At 59.9% G+C, this 15,824-nt stretch carries 14 protein-coding genes; 11 read left to right on the top strand and 3 right to left on the bottom strand.

Annotation, left to right across the window (positions count from 1 at the left end; genetic code table 11):
- Positions 1-87: 87 nt before the first annotated feature.
- A complete protein-coding gene (locus tag G4Y73_RS12390; RefSeq protein WP_164232004.1) occupies positions 88-339 on the bottom strand; it encodes a GlsB/YeaQ/YmgE family stress response membrane protein in 252 nt (83 codons plus the stop codon).
- A 232-nt stretch (positions 340-571) separates the two neighbouring features.
- On the opposite strand from G4Y73_RS12390, the gene G4Y73_RS12385 reads away from it, so the two are divergent.
- From G4Y73_RS12385 to G4Y73_RS12375, 3 genes are all read left to right on the top strand, one after another.
- Positions 572-3,694, top strand: coding sequence for a diguanylate cyclase (locus G4Y73_RS12385; RefSeq protein WP_164232002.1), 3,123 nt, complete (start codon positions 572-574; stop codon positions 3,692-3,694).
- Positions 3,695-3,878: 184 nt separating this feature from the next.
- A complete protein-coding gene (locus G4Y73_RS12380) occupies positions 3,879-4,253 on the top strand; it encodes a PA2779 family protein (protein ID WP_164231994.1) in 375 nt (124 codons plus the stop codon).
- 35 nt (positions 4,254-4,288) lie between these two features.
- Positions 4,289-5,233, top strand: a complete 945-nt coding sequence (locus G4Y73_RS12375; protein WP_164231992.1) for a PA2778 family cysteine peptidase — start codon at positions 4,289-4,291, stop codon at positions 5,231-5,233.
- Between the two features lie 92 nt (positions 5,234-5,325).
- On the opposite strand, the gene G4Y73_RS12370 is transcribed toward G4Y73_RS12375, so the two are convergent.
- Positions 5,326-6,150, bottom strand: a complete 825-nt coding sequence (locus G4Y73_RS12370) for an alpha/beta hydrolase-fold protein (protein WP_164231990.1) — start codon at positions 6,148-6,150, stop codon at positions 5,326-5,328.
- A 223-nt stretch (positions 6,151-6,373) separates the two neighbouring features.
- Here G4Y73_RS12370 and G4Y73_RS12365 point away from each other — a divergent pair, with 223 nt between their 5' ends.
- Positions 6,374-6,904: a hypothetical protein gene (locus G4Y73_RS12365; protein ID WP_164231988.1), complete on the top strand. Its 531-nt coding sequence runs from the start codon at positions 6,374-6,376 to the stop codon at positions 6,902-6,904.
- Between the two features lie 61 nt (positions 6,905-6,965).
- Here G4Y73_RS12365 and G4Y73_RS12360 read toward each other — a convergent pair whose 3' ends face one another.
- On the bottom strand, positions 6,966-8,804 hold the full coding sequence (locus tag G4Y73_RS12360) for a GGDEF domain-containing protein (protein ID WP_164231985.1): 1,839 nt from the start codon (positions 8,802-8,804) through the stop codon (positions 6,966-6,968).
- Between the two features lie 190 nt (positions 8,805-8,994).
- On the opposite strand from G4Y73_RS12360, the gene gntA reads away from it, so the two are divergent.
- The 7 genes from gntA (at position 8,995) to G4Y73_RS12325 (ending at position 15,821) form a co-directional block, all read left to right on the top strand.
- Entirely contained in the window at positions 8,995-9,714 is a 720-nt protein-coding gene (gene gntA / locus G4Y73_RS12355; RefSeq protein ID WP_240451338.1) for a guanitoxin biosynthesis heme-dependent pre-guanitoxin N-hydroxylase GntA, read from the top strand.
- Complete coding sequence (locus tag G4Y73_RS12350; protein WP_164231983.1) at positions 9,711-10,319, top strand: urea carboxylase-associated family protein; 609 nt, start codon at positions 9,711-9,713, stop codon at positions 10,317-10,319. The genes gntA and G4Y73_RS12350 overlap by 4 nt, the downstream gene beginning before the upstream one ends.
- Positions 10,320-10,357: 38 nt before the next feature.
- Entirely contained in the window at positions 10,358-11,227 is an 870-nt protein-coding gene (locus G4Y73_RS12345; protein ID WP_164231981.1) for a PA4780 family RIO1-like protein kinase, read from the top strand.
- Between the two features lie 17 nt (positions 11,228-11,244).
- Positions 11,245-11,667, top strand: coding sequence for a DUF1801 domain-containing protein (locus G4Y73_RS12340; RefSeq protein WP_164231978.1), 423 nt, complete (start codon positions 11,245-11,247; stop codon positions 11,665-11,667).
- A 109-nt stretch (positions 11,668-11,776) separates the two neighbouring features.
- On the top strand, positions 11,777-13,222 hold the full coding sequence (locus tag G4Y73_RS14220) for a hypothetical protein (RefSeq protein WP_164231976.1): 1,446 nt from the start codon (positions 11,777-11,779) through the stop codon (positions 13,220-13,222).
- On the top strand, positions 13,219-13,890 hold the full coding sequence (locus G4Y73_RS12330) for a Fe2+-dependent dioxygenase (protein ID WP_164231974.1): 672 nt from the start codon (positions 13,219-13,221) through the stop codon (positions 13,888-13,890). The genes G4Y73_RS14220 and G4Y73_RS12330 overlap by 4 nt, the downstream gene beginning before the upstream one ends.
- A gap of 137 nt (positions 13,891-14,027) precedes the next feature.
- Complete coding sequence (locus G4Y73_RS12325) at positions 14,028-15,821, top strand: right-handed parallel beta-helix repeat-containing protein (protein WP_164231972.1); 1,794 nt, start codon at positions 14,028-14,030, stop codon at positions 15,819-15,821.
- Positions 15,822-15,824 lie beyond the last annotated feature (3 nt).

The following is a 15,824-nucleotide window of genomic DNA, read 5'->3' as shown; positions in this document are numbered from 1 at the left end:
ACGGTTAGTCACTTCAGCATAAACCGGCAGAGCCAAAACGCCGGGCGCGTCGTGCCAGAACGGCACGACGCCCCGAGTGGGCATTTATCAGGATTTGCCGCGAATCAAACCTACGATGAGCAGCAGAATCACCGCGCCGACAACGGCCGTGACAATGGCATTGAGTATGCCCGTCCCGATGGCAATGCCCAATTGGCCGAACAGCCAGCCGCCAAGAACCGCACCAATGATGCCGACAACGATGTTGATCAGGATGCCCTGACCACCACCTTTGACGATGAGCCCTGCCAGCCAGCCGGCAATGCCGCCCACGATGAGCCAGATCAGAATACCTTCCATACGAACCTCCCAAGATACGAATGAATGTCGAGGTAAAAAGCAACTGCGCACCCTCCGTTTAAAAGTACTCCGATCACCGGCGTGGCGCAACCAACACGGCCCGGCTTGATCGTTGTCTTGATTTCGCGCTGGTATCGCAGGTGCAGGTGCCTCCTGTACAGCATTAGACGGTAAACTGCATAGGATGGATCCGCGCGGCGCCACCTTTTTCGCAAGTTTTCAGATAGATAGCGTGCAGCTACTGGGTTCCGGCTGTCTGACCACCTTTGCGCCCCATTTCTTGCTCGCTACAGTGCTGCTCGCCGTACCCAGCATCGGTTTTCCAGGCGATGACGCCATCGATCTGCCGCCGGAACGGGCGCTGGCGGTCGAATCCTACGGGCTGGATGAGGGGCTGTCGCAGTCGAGCGTGATCAGCCTGGCCGAGGATTCCAACGGGCTGTTGTGGTTCGGCACACAGGAAGGGTTGCACCGTTTCGACGGTCACCGCTTCGATGTGCTGCGTCGCCGGCCGGGTGATCCCGAGAGCCTGGCCAGTTCCACGATGGACGTGCTGGCTTTCGATCCACATGAGCGGCTATGGATGGGCAGCAACGACGCCGGCGTCGAGGTGATCGATCTGGCCAGCCTGGAGCGCTGGCGATTCGCGCCGGAACAGGGGCTTTCTCATGCCCGGGTGACCGGCCTGAGTGTATTGCCATCGGGACAATCTGCCGTGGTGGCTACGGCAGCCGGTGTCGACCGCATCGATCTGGCCGACGGCAGCGTCAGCAACCTGATTTCCCGGGATGGCCTGATCGGGCTCGTCAGGCCCGATGGGGCTGACTGGCTGGTAGCGGACCGGCGTTGCCGGCTCGACTTCAGCGACGGTCGCACGCTGCGCCCGGACTTACCGGAAGCAGCCGTGTGTGTGGCATTGACGCAGGCGCCGGACGGCACGGCGTGGTTGGCGACGGGACGGGGCAAGCTGGTGCGCATCGGGGCGGACGGTGTTTCGGTGGTCTCGGCCCTGACCCGTTCGGATGCGCTCGAAGCCCGGGTTTCGACGCTGTATGCGGAAGCCGACGGCCGCTTGCTGATCGGCGACAGCAAGGGCGGCGTGATCGAATGGCATCCAGATTGGCCATTGCAGTATTCACGCTGGCGAATCGATATCGGCGACAGCGCGGTATTGAAACTCTATCGTGACAGTTCCGGAGTGCTCTGGATCGGCACTTATACCGATGGTCTGCATCGAGTCCTGCCGATGTCCGAAACCGTCCTGGCCGGCGGCCGTTCCGCCTCGCTCAACCCGGTCCAATGGCCATCGGCCAGTGTTCGCGCGATCCGGCGCGATGACAATCGCGGCTTGCTCGGCACCGACAGCGGGCTTTTTGTCCAGGCGGCGGGCGATGACGAATGGCGACAGCTGCCGGCACTTGCCGGCGTCCCCGTTCGCGTTCTCGCCACCGACGAACCCGGCAAGGCCTACTGGCTGGGCACCCACCAGGGCCTGTGGCGTTGGCAGCCACCTGATGCGCCGTCTCCCGTCGTGTCGGCTGACTTGCCCGATCAGCGCATCACCGACCTGGCTGAACACGAAGGTCACCTCTGGATCACTACCCGCGCGGGTCTGGCCGTCTTTGCCGACGGCCGGTTGCGCCCCGAGTTGGTGCCGAAGGCATTGCGCCAGCGCTTCCTGACAACACTGCAGATCGACGAGCGCGGAAACATCTGGGTCGGCACCAATGAAGACGGGGTATTCCGGTTCAGCCCTGGCGGCGAGATCGAGCATTTCTTTTCCGGTTCGCGCGAGCAGGCCAGTGAATCAATCTGGGCGATTCATGTCGATGACGACCAGATCTGGCTGGGCACTTTCGGTGGCGGCCTCTTGCAGCTTGATCGTAGCGGCGAAGTGCAGCGCCGGGTCACAGAGGCCGATGGCCTGCCGAACAATGTTATCTATCGCATCCTCCCGGATCGCGAGGGGCGTCTTTGGATGAGCACCAACAACGGCCTGGGCGTGGTCGACACCCAGAGCGATCAGGTGCAGCAAGTGGGCCGCCGGGATGGGCTGATCAACCAGGAGTTCAATGCCGGGGCGGCGTGGAAGGACGATGACGGATCACTGTATTTTGGCGGCGTAGCCGGGGTCGATTCCGTCGACAGCTCGGCCTTCTCATTCGACAGCCCCCCGGCGTGGCCGGTCATTGACGGGATCACCGTAGCGCATCGCGACGTCGGCTTGCTGGAACCATTCGCCGGGCTCGATGCGTCCTTGCCCTATGCTAGCGAACTCCGCCTGGATCATCGCCAACGTATCTTCTCGCTGCGCATGGTTGCGCTGGATTTCAATGCACCCAGTGCTGCGCGACTGCGCTACCGGGTAGACGGCCTGCATGACGACTGGGTGCAAGTCAACGGCGCCCAAGCGGAATTTTCCATCAATTACCTGGCCCCGGGCAGCTATCGGCTTCGCATCGAAGCAGCCGGCCGGGATGGAAAATTTGGGAACCAGCGCATGTTGACCATGGTGTTGGTACCGCCCTGGTGGCGTCATCCGGCGGCCTATGTGTTTTACGGGCTACTGCTGATAATGCTGCTCGCCTTGATCGTCTGGCGGGTACGCCAGAACATGCATAACAAGCGCAGACAGGTCAACATTCTGCATCGACAGGTCGCCAAGCGCACGGCGGAGCTGGAAAACCTCAACGAGAAACTGCATCGCAGCAACCGAAGGCTGGACCGTGCAACTCGGCGCGATCCATTGACAGGCCTGTCCAACCGGCGCGACTTTCTCTACTGGGTGGAAAAACAGCAGCGCGGGGAGGATCGGCGCTCACGTCCGCGGCTTCTGTTCCTGATGATCGATATTGACGACTTCAAGCAGATCAACGACCGGCGCGGGCATGCCGTGGGCGACCAGGTACTGGTTGCGTTTGCCCGACGACTGGACAACTTCTGCAGGCAGCGCGATATCCTCGTTCGCTGGGGTGGAGAGGAATTTCTGCTGGTGGTCAACGATGTCGGGCCCGCGATGGGCGCTGACCTTGCCGAGCGCATCTGTCGAGCAGTTGCTGAAGTGCCGTTACATACCGATGACGGTGACGATCTCAGCGTAACCTGCAGCGTCGGCTACGCACCCTGGCCGATCGTTGCATCAGCGACAGAGCCAAACAGCTGGGAGCTCAGCGCTGATCTGGCCGACCGTGCCCTGTACGCGGCCAAGGAAGCCGGCAAGAATGGCTGGTACGGCCTGCACCCCGGTCAGCATGCCCGGAGCGACAACCTGGATCAGCTCTCTCCAGGCAAACCATTATCCGATCTGGTCGAGCGAGATATTCTGAAGGTAGTCTCGTCTTTTGCCAAGCGCTGACCCAGGTCACTTTCAATGATGATCAGTCACCGGGTCTGAAGATCGATCACTATAGATGGGATCATCAGGGCGGCTCCGTCAGGCCGGCTGAGCCGAACCGGCGGCTATGCTATATTCCAGCGAGGAGCGGCCCTGATCCGGGGTCTGATCCGACAAGCCATCCAGCGAACAGGAGATGCTGACTATGGAACGCAAGTCTTTCCGTGTAACGTTCTCCGCCCTGATCGGGCTACTCATGCTGCCGCTTGCGTCGTTTTCAACGCACGCTGAGATCATCTCGTCCCAGCAGGCCATGGCCATGGAATCCGGCCAGATCCTGACCCGCGTTGAAACCTGGCTGAGGCAGGAAGCCGTGGTCGAGGAACTGGCAGCCCTGGGTGTCGACCCGGAAGTTGCCGCCCTGCGCGTCGCGGCACTGAGCCCGGCCGAGCTGGAGCAAATGGCCGAGCGTATCGAAGAACTGCCCGCCGGCGCCGGTGTGATCGAGGTCCTGGGTATCACTTTCCTGGTGTTGCTGATCCTCGAATTTACCGGCGTGATCAATATCTTTAACCGCTGATCGCTTCTCGCCATGCAATGACGGCGGGCCGCCTTGTGCGGCTCGCCGTTTTTCTCACACTGATCGCCGCCCTATCCGGCTGCGCCGGGCTGCGGCTGGCCGACGAACTCGACGGACTGCCCGACCGCGCCAACCTGGCGGGCGTCCCGTTTCATCCCCAAACCGAGTACCACTGCGGACCGGCGGCACTGGCTACCGTGCTCGAACACGGTGGCTCGACCGTCGACTACCAATCCCTGGTCGAGCGCGTATACGTGCCGGGCCGCAGGGGCAGCCTTCAGGCCGAGATGATGGCGGCAATCCGCACTCATGGGCGTCTCGCCTACCGCTTGTCGGGGCAATTGCACGATGTGCTGGCCGAGGTCTCGGCCGGCCGGCCGGTGCTGGTGCTGGAAAACCAGGGGTTGCCGGGAAGGCCGGTCTGGCACTATGCCGTCGTGGTCGGTTATGACGTTGATCGCAACCGCATACTGCTGCGCTCGGGCACTGAACGGGAACTGTCAATGAGTGCACGACGCTGGTTCAGCCGCTGGGAGCGGGCCGGGCGCTGGGCCGTGGCGGCCATCGAACCGGGAAAATGGCCTGCCAATCCTGATCGGCAGCGCTGGTTGACTGCGGCGGCCGATTTCGAAGCCACCGCCGATAGCGAACTGGCATCGCGGGTCTGGAACCAGACCCTGAAACGCTGGCCGGAAGAGCCAATCGCCTGGCTCGGGCTGGGCAATACAGCCTACACCGCCGGTCACTACCAGAACGCATCAGACGCTTACCGACAATTGCTTGAATTGCGGCCCGATCACGGACCAGGCCGGTTCAACCTGGCGGTGACCTTGATGGACTCAGGCAACCCTTGCGAAGCTGCCGGGATACTCCAGACTCTGGTCGAAGATGCCGATTTGTCGGCTCGTGCCCAACCCTTACTGAGGCGAGCACAAGTCGGCTGCAAGGCCGAGCCTGCCCACCTGCCCGACTCAGACTGATCGCGTCTGGACCGACTCAGCGGCACGCCCGCTGTTAAGTGACCCATTTCAATCGGATGCAGGTTGGTGTCCGCGATTGGATTCCTTACGAGTCAATCTTCGCTATCGGCAGGAAACAAAGCGCGCAGGGCATTGAGAGCGGCCGGGTGATACAGCGTGGCGTGAGTCTCTTCGGGCATCGCGGAATAGATCAGTTCCGCGCCTGTCGATGGCTCACCGAGTCCGGATATGAATGCCTGAAAACCATCGGCGCTGCTGGCCTCGCGGCTGGCTGCCACGAACAAGCGTCGGCTGGTGGCCTGTTCTTGTTCAAGCAGCTTCGCAGCGGTTTCGTTCAGCGCATAACGGTTCCACCACACGCTGGGATCGACGGCAATATAGGTATCGAACATGGCCGGTTCGTGCAGCAGGGTTTCAACCACGAACAGTCCGGCCAGGGACTCGCCGATGATGGCGCGCTCCTGCGAAATGTAATAGCGCTTTCCAATCTCTTTAAACAATTCATCCCGAATGAATGCCCGGAATTCGGCAGCACCGCCGATTTGCTCCGCGATCGCCTGATCCTCGGGGTCGTCGCTCGGCCCGGTCATGTCGCGACGACGCTGCGTGTTCTCGATCCCGACCAGCAGAAAGGGCCGCATACTGCCGTTGGAAACGAGTACCTGGAGCAGCCCGGCAATGTGCAAGAAGTCCTCATCGATACCGCCATCGGGCATATACAGAACCGGCAAGGGCTTTTTGACAGGCTCGCCGAATACTGTTGGCGTAAAGACATTGATCCGACGAGTTTCATTCAGGACGCTGGACTCAATTTCAAAGGTGTCACCGATGACAAGCGCGTCGGAAACATCGTCCGCAGCAGCAGTCATGGCAAAGCACATCAAAGCAAGGAATCGCAGAGTGATTGATACATTCATTATCTAGAATTACCCAGTCCGGCAGGAAGTCAGAAAGAACATTTAAACAGGTATACGGCGACAGGCAATAATCAAGTGTTCCGACAGCGTCATTCTCACGAACGGCACTGGCTGGCTTCGGTTCTAATCCTCAAGTGTCACGCCGGTTTCAGGAATTCACAGTATCCTGATTCTTGTTTCAAATCCAATTGAATGTAGAATCGCTTGCAGGAGGAGAATCATCATGAAGAAACACATTATTTCTCTCATCGTAGCCTTGATTCTTGCAATGAGCCTGCAGATTGTCTACGCCGAAACCAGCGTCAGCGAGCTGGAACCCGAAGCATATTTCGACTTCTGGTTGGGCACATGGGATTTGACCTGGGAAGATGCAGACGGCACGACCGCACGTGGCACCAACCATATTGAACGGGTACTGGACGGCAAGGTCATCAAAGAGAACTTCGAAGCACACTCCGGCGCGTACCAGGGCTTCGTCGGTAGAAGCTATTCGGTCTATCAGGCTCAGACTGGAACCTGGAAGCAAACGTGGGTAGACAATCAGGGGGGATACCTGGATTTTGTCGGCGAAGTTGACGGCAACAAACGCATCTTCAGACGCACCGGAATGAACCCACAGGGTAAAGAAGTCGTACAACGGATGAAATTCTACGATATCACTGAAGATTCGCTGACCTGGGACTGGGAGATCTCCGAGGATAACGGACACACCTGGCAACTTCGGTGGCGAATCTTCTATGAGCGGTCGGAATGATCATTCACTCGAGCGACCAAGGGAGTGCCGGTTTCTTCGGCAGAAGAAGTTGATCGGAAACTCAGACCAGCATCTTTCCAGCATAACCAGGAATTTTCTCCGGCGGAGCCGGGCGGGCCAGCAGGAAGCCCTGAACGGCATCACAGCCTTCCTCGCTTAGAAGCTCGAGCTGCTCGCGTCGCTCCACGCCTTCGGCCACCGTTCCCAGCTCCAGGCTTCGGGCCATGGCCAGAATGCTTCGGGTAATGGCCACGTCATTCCGCTCTGCCGGGATTCCGCTGATAAAAGTGCGATCGATCTTGAGTGTGGAGATCGGCATCCTGCGCAAGTACTCCATCGAACAATACCCTGTGCCAAAATCATCGATCACGGATTCGACACCGGAATCATTCAGATCCAACAGGTTTTCACGCACGCTGTCAGTATCCAGCACCAGGGAAAACTCGGTCACCTCGATCCGGACCAGGCTGGGCTCCAGCTCCATGGCATTCATTCTGTCGAGCAGGCTGCGCGCAAAGTCTGGTTGCTGAAGCTGGGGTGCGGAGACGTTGATCGTGACCGGGACAAGCCAGCTCTCATCGGCCCGGCACCAGGCGCTGAGCTGACCAATTATCTCCTCGAGCGCCCACTCCCCCAGGGGCAGAATCAGCCCCGACTGTTCGGCCAGCGGAATGAACAAAGATGGAGAGGTATCCTCGACTTCATCGTCGTCCCAGCGCATCAACGCTTCGACCGCCCCCATCTTTCCATCGGTAAGTGACACGATCGGCTGGTACTCGAAACGGAAATTGCCTGCTTCGAGCCCGCGCCGCATTCGCGTTTCCATGTGCAAACGCTGTGAAACGTGTAACGCGTGTGCGGGGCTGTAATGCCTTGCGGTCGCAGTCACACCTGCCTCGCGCGTGTGGATCGCCGCACAAGCCTTCTCCAGCAATGCGGCCGACCTGCTGCCATGTTCGGGATAGAAACTAACGCCAACCTGGAAGTTGACGAAGTGCTCCCGGCCACCGACGTGGTAAGGCCGACTCAGTGCCGCACGAATGCGTTCGAGTGTCGCATCCACGGCGCCGGCTTCGCCGTCGACCGTCGGCAGGACAAGTACGAACTCATCTCCGCCGAGACGAGCCGGACTCGCGTCAGCGGGGGCAGCCCCCTCCAGGCGACCGGCGACCTCGCGCAGCAGCTCATCGCCGGTGGAGACGCCGAACGCCTGATTGATATAGCGCAAGCCACCGAGATTGAACAACACGACGGCCAGGTGACCCCCTTCCGCTTCCCGGACTGCAATCAGGGTGTCCAGACGGTCAATAAACGTGCGTTTATTCGGCAGTCGAGTCAGTGGATCGTTGAAGGCCTTGTACTCGACCGACTCCCTGAGCTTATCGAATTCATGTCTGTGGCAGATTTCACGCTCGACCAGCTGGGCGAACTGGCGCAGCTGATCGCACCGCCGTTGATCGAAATCCCGAGGCTCACGGTCGATGACACACAGCGTACCGAGCGGATAGCCGTTCGGCCCGTGAACCGAGCAACCGGCATAGAACCGGATGTAGGGCGGGCCAGTGACCAAACGATTGTCGGCGAACCGGGAATCCTCGCGGGCATCCGGCACGATGAATATGCCGCTTTCATTGATGGCGTGAGCGCAGAACGACACATCCCGCTCAGTCTGCTTCAAATCAAGTCCGCAGCTGGATTTGATCCACTGGCGATCCCTGTCGATGAGTGATACGAGCACAACCGGGAAGTCGAACACATCGGCGACGAGTTGCGTGTAACGATCAAAACGCTCCTCGGCGGCCGTGTCGAGGATGTGGAGGGAGCGCAGTTCCTCCAGCCGCTCGACTTCGTCTTCCGGAATGGGCGGGGCGGGTACGCTGGCTGTCTGATCCGAAGCCATGCCACTCCAAAATCGCGAACCTGGACCGCCCATACTACTGAAACGTGGGCTCATTGGCCACAGGGCGCCTTTCCATTGCCCATGGCGCAACCCTTCCTCGCCGCTCAGTACCACCCGACAATGTGGGTGCCCGCACATACTTCTCTTCGCTTCGAAAGCTAGTATTTCTTCGCACAAAAGTGAAGAGACAATGATGGAATCAACTGAAGGCTCTAGTCATATCGACAAGAACATCATGCCCGCTCTGGATTTGAGCGGGAGTTTCTTTGAGTTGCTTGATGACGCTGGCTATCCCTGCGTGGGGGCCAAGTCCGCTTTAGCGCGCGGCTCTATCGAAATTCATGAGTTCGGTACATTGGGGGACAGAGACAATGACGGTCTACTGATAGAAGGACTTTCTCAATTTGTTGATATGATCGAAGCAGATGCTAGCGATAAGGACATCGTGCATTCCTACGTCGCCATATTCCGTGGGCCACTCGATATGAGCGAGCTTTGTTTTGAGTCCTTGCTGTGGTCGCAGTTGGGGCGAATCCACAGGCTTGACGTTTTGGCTGGAAATGATACTGCTCACGATGTCAGCAGCGATGCTGATAACCCACTATTCAGCTTGAGCATGGCGGGACACCCGTTCTTTGTTATTGGACTGCATGCACATTCGTCGCGACTCGCCAGGAGATTCAGCCATCCGGTGCTGGTGTTCAATTCTCATCGCCAGTTCGAGAAGCTGCGTGAAGACGGGCGCTACTGGAAGATGCAGAAGGCCACTCGATCACGCGATCTCGCACTGCAAGGGTCTCTAAACCCCAACCTGGCGGAGTTCGGTGCTGCAAGTGAGGCCAGACAGTACAGCGGCCGTAAGGTGGAGGCCGGCTGGCGATGCCCAATTGATTTCAGGGAACAGCCGTGAACACCGACGTGGCACCGGTTAGAATCCCGCCCTGCTCCGCCCAGGCGGTTGAGCTCGGCATGGGTGATGAACTGGTAATCATCGATCCTGAAGGCCAACAAGTAAGCGATGTAGTGGCTTTTGGGCATCCGGATGATGCGGAGTATCTGTCTTCCGGCCGTTCCCTTGATTATGCTGCACGACTTTGGCTCACGGCGGGCGATATCCTTTACTCGAACCGCAGCCGGCCCATGCTCACCATAATGGAGGATACCTGCGGTCGACACGACTTTACTCTGACCCCCTGTTCAAAAGAGACATTCGAGATCATATACGGAGAGAGTGAGGGCCGCCCGGGCTGTGAGGGCAATCTGGCAGCGGCACTGGCTCCTTACGACATCAGTGTCGATCGCATCCCTATCGCCTTTAACGTTTTCATGCACGTTTCCATAGATACCACCACAGGATCATTCCGGGTCCTTCCGCCGCTCAGCAAAGCAGGAGATTTCGTTCGCCTACGTGCCGAAATGCCGCTTGTGGTGGCGATTTCCGCCTGTTCCGCTGGACAGTCGAACAATTTCCGTTTCAAGCCAATCGATTATCAGATCGTACGCAACTCAGTATAGTTCGTGGCCATCGACAATGGATGGCATAATCGCCCCCGATGAAAATTCCCGCCCGCTTGAAACCCCTGGCCGAGGACGGCCTGATTGACGAAGTGCTGCGCCCGCTCAAGAGCGGCAAGGAAGCCGACGTTTTCGTCGTGCGGTGCGGTGCCGAGAAGCGCTGCGCCAAGGTGTTCAAGGAGGCCAATGTGCGCGGCTTCAGGCAGGCCGCGCAGTACCGGGAGGGCCGCAGCGTGCGCAACACGCGGCGCGCCCGGGCGATGAACAAGCGCACCCGCTACGGCCAGAAGGAACAGGAAAAGGAGTGGCTGAACGCCGAGGCCGACGCCCTCTATCGTCTTTCGGCGGCCGGCGTACGCGTGCCGCGCCCGCATGGCTTTGTCGATGGCGTGCTGCTGATGGAGCTGATCGTCGATGCCGAAGGTAATGTGGCACCGCGACTCGACGGCATGACTCTGAGTGCAGAACAGGCGCGTGAATACCACGGCCGGATCATCGCCGAAATCGTTCGAATGCTGGCCGCCGGCCTGATTCACGGCGACCTGTCAGAGTTCAATGTTTTGGTCGATGACACCGGCCCGGTCATTATCGACCTGCCACAAGCCGTCAATGCGGCGGCCAACAACAGTGCGGCGATGTTGCTGGTGCGCGACGTCGATCGAATGAAGCACTTCTTCGGCCGGTTCTCGCCGGAACTGCTCAAAACTGAATACGGAAAGGAAATGTGGTCGCGCTACGCATCGGGCAATCTCGATGCCGACACCCCGTTGACCGGTCACTACCATCCCTCAGCTCATGATGTGAACCTCGGCGAGCTGATGGCTATCATAGACGCCGCCCGGGAAGAAGAGCGAGAGCGACAGGAACGGATGCAGGAAGAGTCCTCAGATGAGCCAGGCGACTACTGAATAGAGAATCTTACTCGATGGCCAAACTCAAAACGCAACCGAACGACGCCAGCGTCAATGCCTTCCTGGATGACGTTGAAGCGGAGGATCCGCAGAAGGGTGCTGACTGCCGCATGCTGATCAAGATCATGCAGCGCGCCACCGGAGAGCCGCCGAAGATGTGGGGCAAATCGATGGTCGGTTTCGGCAGTTACCACTACAAGTATGAAAGCGGCCGGGAGGGTGACTGGTTCTTGACCGGCTTTTCGCCGCGCAAGCGCGAACTGAGTCTCTACGTCATGCCCGGCTTCGATCACTTCGACCAGCTGATGAGCCATCTGGGAAAACACAAGACCGGGAAATCGTGCCTCTATATCAAACAACTGGGTGATGTTGACCTGGATGTGCTCGAGCAACTCGTTGCCGAATCGGTCGAACATATGCGGCAGCAATACAGCTAGTGCCCGGTCGACAACCAGCAGATGTGGCGACGGACCCCAAGCTGGAGTATTGTGGGTGAATCGTTCCGCGGCCCGGTCGTCCAGGGGCTGCCTGCAGGGAGAAATCCAGATGACTTGTCAGTCTTTTCCACGCCGCACGCACCTGGCGGTGGCCATCTCGGCCGCCCTGGTCGCACCCGTCGCAGCCCAGGCCGCAGTGGTACCGGTCGACGGTGACACCTGCACCCTGGCCGATGCCATCACGGCCGCCAATCTGGATAACACCTTCGGAGGATGCCCGGCGGGCAGCGGCAAGGACACACTCGTCATCCAGGAGCCGCTGACCCTCTCACAGGAACTGCCCCGGATCACCTCGGACCTCGATATGCTCGGTTCATTCAGTTCGCCCATCACGATCATTGCGACATCTCTAGATCCGGGAGCTCAGCCGAAACGCCATTTCCATATCGGCCATTCGGAAGGTGGAAGCGACACCGGCCCGACGGTCGGCCTGTTCGGGCTCAACCTGATGGGCGGAATTGCAGAGGGTGGACCGGGCATTGATGGAGGCGGTGGCGGCGCGGCCCTTGGCGGTTCCATTTTCATTGATTCCGGAGACGTGCTGATCCGCAGTGTGACCTTCGAGAACAACGAAGCTAGAGGCGGCGACGGTTCGAATCGCGGGTCCAACGCCACTGGTGCCGGCGGCGGAGGCGGCATGGGCGGCGATGGGGGCGTTGGCGGCGATGGACTGAGCGGGGATCCAAGCGCGACCGGCGGCGACGGCGGCAGCACTGCATTCGGCGGCGGCGGTGGTGGCGGCGGAGACGCATTCAGTGCCGGCGGCGATGGGGGCGGGAACTTCTCCGGTGCCGGCGGAGCAGAAGGGGTCAGTGGCGAGGCCGGCGGCTTCGGCGGCGGAGCCGGTGGTGGCGGCGGCCAAAGTGAGTTTGGCGGTCCCGGCGCTGGCGGATCAGGCGGTTTCGGTGGTGGCGGCGGCGGTGGCGGCGGTAGTTTCGGCGGCGGCGACACCGGGGGGACCGGTGGATTCGGTGGATTCGGCGGCGGTGGCGGCGGCGGTGGCAACGGCGAAGGTAACGGTGGCGCCGGTGGGAATGGCGGTTTCGGCGGCGGCGGCGGAGTCGGCGGCAATGCCGAAGGACCCGATGGCTCCAGCGGCTCGGGCGGTTTCGGCGGCGGCGACGCACTCGATGCTGGCTCGTCCGGCAGCGGAGCGGGCCTCGGCGGCGCCATCTTCATCCGCACCGGCTCGCTGACGATCCAGAACACTACTTTCGAATCCAATTTGGCTGCCGGAGGAGAGGGCGGCGGCGGCCAGGGACTAGGCGGCGCAATCTTCGCCCTCCACACGTTGAGCAACGCCAACGGCAATAATCAGGGCATGCCATTGGCTCTGCCAACGGTCGAAGGCTGCGACGTGACTTTCAGCTTCAATGATGCCGGCAATGCTGGTGTTAGCGACACGGACAACTCCGATACCTTCGGCACCAGCCGTGATGATCTGGACGAAACCTGCCCCCCGATTTTCGAAGACCGATTCGAGGACGATTCTTGATCCTGAGTTTTTCCGACGTTATCCGGCCGAAGGAATACAAGCAGCTACTCGAGCTCATCGACCGGGAGCCGTTCGTGCCGGGCCGGGAGACCGCCGGCGAGCGTATTGCCGAGCGCAAGAACAACGAGCAGTTCGCGCGCGACAGCCGCCAGCTCGAGGCCGTTACGAACATCGTGCTCGACGCGCTCAAACGCAACACGCCGTTTTGCGAGGCATTCTATCCGCGCCAACTGCACTCCATACTGGTGTCCCGCTACGGTCCGGGCATGGCCTACGGCCCACATATCGACAGCGCGCTGATGGGCCAGGAGACCGCCTGGCGCAGCGACTTGTCGCTGACGCTTTTTCTCAGTGAGCCCGATGCTTACGACGGGGGCGAACTGGCACTCGAATCCGGCAGCGGCGAGGTTCGGATCAAATTGCCCGCACGCTCGCTGGTTTGCTATCCCACTTCACAGTTGCACCAGGTGCGTGAAGTCACGCGCGGAGAGCGGCTCGCCGTGGTCGGGTGGATCCAGAGCTTCGTGCGCGATCCCCAGGCGCGCGAGGCGCTGTACGATCTCGCCCGAGCTCGTAACGACATCCATGCATCGATGGGCGGCTCCCGGGCCTACGACCTCGTCAACAAGGCGCACACCAACCTCCTGCGACGCTGGGCCGAGAACTGATTTCGTCGTAGTTCCCGAAATCGCGAGTGGCCCGAACTTGGCGCCCCGGCTTTTGCGGCCCGGGACCCTGCTGGTTTCTTGCGTCATGTGAAGGGTATACTCCGCTCAAAGGGCTCTCGTACGTGACGGTGGCTTCGATGCATCTGGGGATCAGGCTCGCGAAAGTAGGTGCTGTTGCACTCCTCTGCTTCTCTCAGCTCGCTTCGGGAGAAACTTTCACTTACCCCGGCGGCGCGCCCTGCCAGGGCACCCTTCAGGCGTGCATCGACGGTGCTGCCGCAGGTGATACCGTCGAGCTAGCAACACACGCCAGCATCATGGAAGATCTCCAGATAGCCAAGAGCCTCACGCTTCGCGCGGCCGAGGGATTCCTGCCAATAATCGGCGGCGGCGCTGAAGAGAAGTCAGTCGATCTTTGCCCTCATCTCGGGCCCGAAACAGGCTCGACTTCAATCGAGATCGAAGGGCTCACCTTCGATTTTGCACGCCTGAGATGCAGTCTGGGCCCAGACCGCCCTCATCGCCGGCTGGCACTCCGGAATAACATCATTACCTTCGTGAAAAACGAGCCCGGCTTTCCGGCGCTTGAATTCACGCTCCGAAGCCCGGCAGATATTGTGATCGAAGGCAATGTCATCCATTTCGAACTCGACCACAACGGTGTCGCAGCCGTCGGCTTCGATGTGCGAGATACGCGCGCAGACATCCTGGTGGAAAACAACGAGATCGCCAGTACCGGCAATGGTATTGAGGTGGCCGGGAGCAACGCCTCTCGACTGCAAGCAATCGTAAGCCGGAATCGCATCACCGCCAGCATTCCGGCCAACAGCGGCATCGGCATCGAATTCGATTTCCGCGAAGGTGGAACCTACGACGTTGCCGCTCTCGGCAACGTCATTCACGGGGTCGGCGGTTGCAACTGCGGCAGAAACAGCGGTATGCACGTCACGACGCCCAACTTTACTGGCGAAGCCATGTTCACGGTTACCAACAACACCATCGCCGGCAACGATGCAACTGGACTGCTTGCCGTCTTGCAAGGCGAAGGTGATCAGACGCTCAACGTCTACAACAACACCCTGAGTGGGAATGCTGGCGGTGGCTTTCAGCTCTACAACTACACCAGCAATCCAGTGGCGATGAACGGGAGCACGAACAATTCCTTCGACAATGGCTTCAGCGACACCTTTCTCGACATCGCGCCGCTCACGCCAACAGCATTTGACCCGTCGTTCGTCGATGAGTCCAACCATGATTACCGACTGCGCGCCGATTCCCAACTGATAGATGCAGGTACCGACGAGCCCGCTGGCGGCATCACATCGATCGACGCGGAAGGAGACCTCAGAATATCCGGCGCAGCCATCGACCTCGGCGCGTATGAATTCGCAGTGGTAAGGCCATTATTCTTCACCGACCGCGAGCTTTTCCTCAGTGCGACCCAGGCAACGGCGGCGAGCGCGTCATACAGCCCGGTGTCGGACCCGCCGGAGCCCTTCTTGAGCGGACAGATCATGTTCGATGCGATTCACCCCTCGACGCTCAATTTTGGCGCCTGGCCGGCGGACTTTCCGGGCGACAACGATGTTGAGCTCGCCATCAACGACAAAGAGGACCTCGACATCGCGATGGCTGCAGGCTTTGCGTATGCGATGGGCATAGATTTCGATGACGTGTCGGGTGGTACTACGCCATCAACCTTCGAGGTCACGGTGAAGACAGGGGACGTGCAGCTCGCGCGCTTCCAATTCGAAACGCCGCATGCTTCCGGGCAGAACTATATCGGCGTGTGGGCACGAGAACCCTTCAATCGTCTGGAGATCCGCGAAACCACCACCGCGAATGAGAATGAATTTTTTGGCACCGTTTCGATCAGCCAGGCACTGTTACCGAGAGCCGTCTTCGCAGATGGATTTGAGCACATCCAGTAATTC

The organism is Wenzhouxiangella sp. XN201, from assembly GCF_011008905.1.
In the GTDB taxonomy this organism is placed as follows: Bacteria; Pseudomonadota; Gammaproteobacteria; order Xanthomonadales; family Wenzhouxiangellaceae; genus Wenzhouxiangella.
Note: the sequence above shows the minus strand (reverse complement) of the source record. Positions and strands in the feature narration are given on the sequence as shown.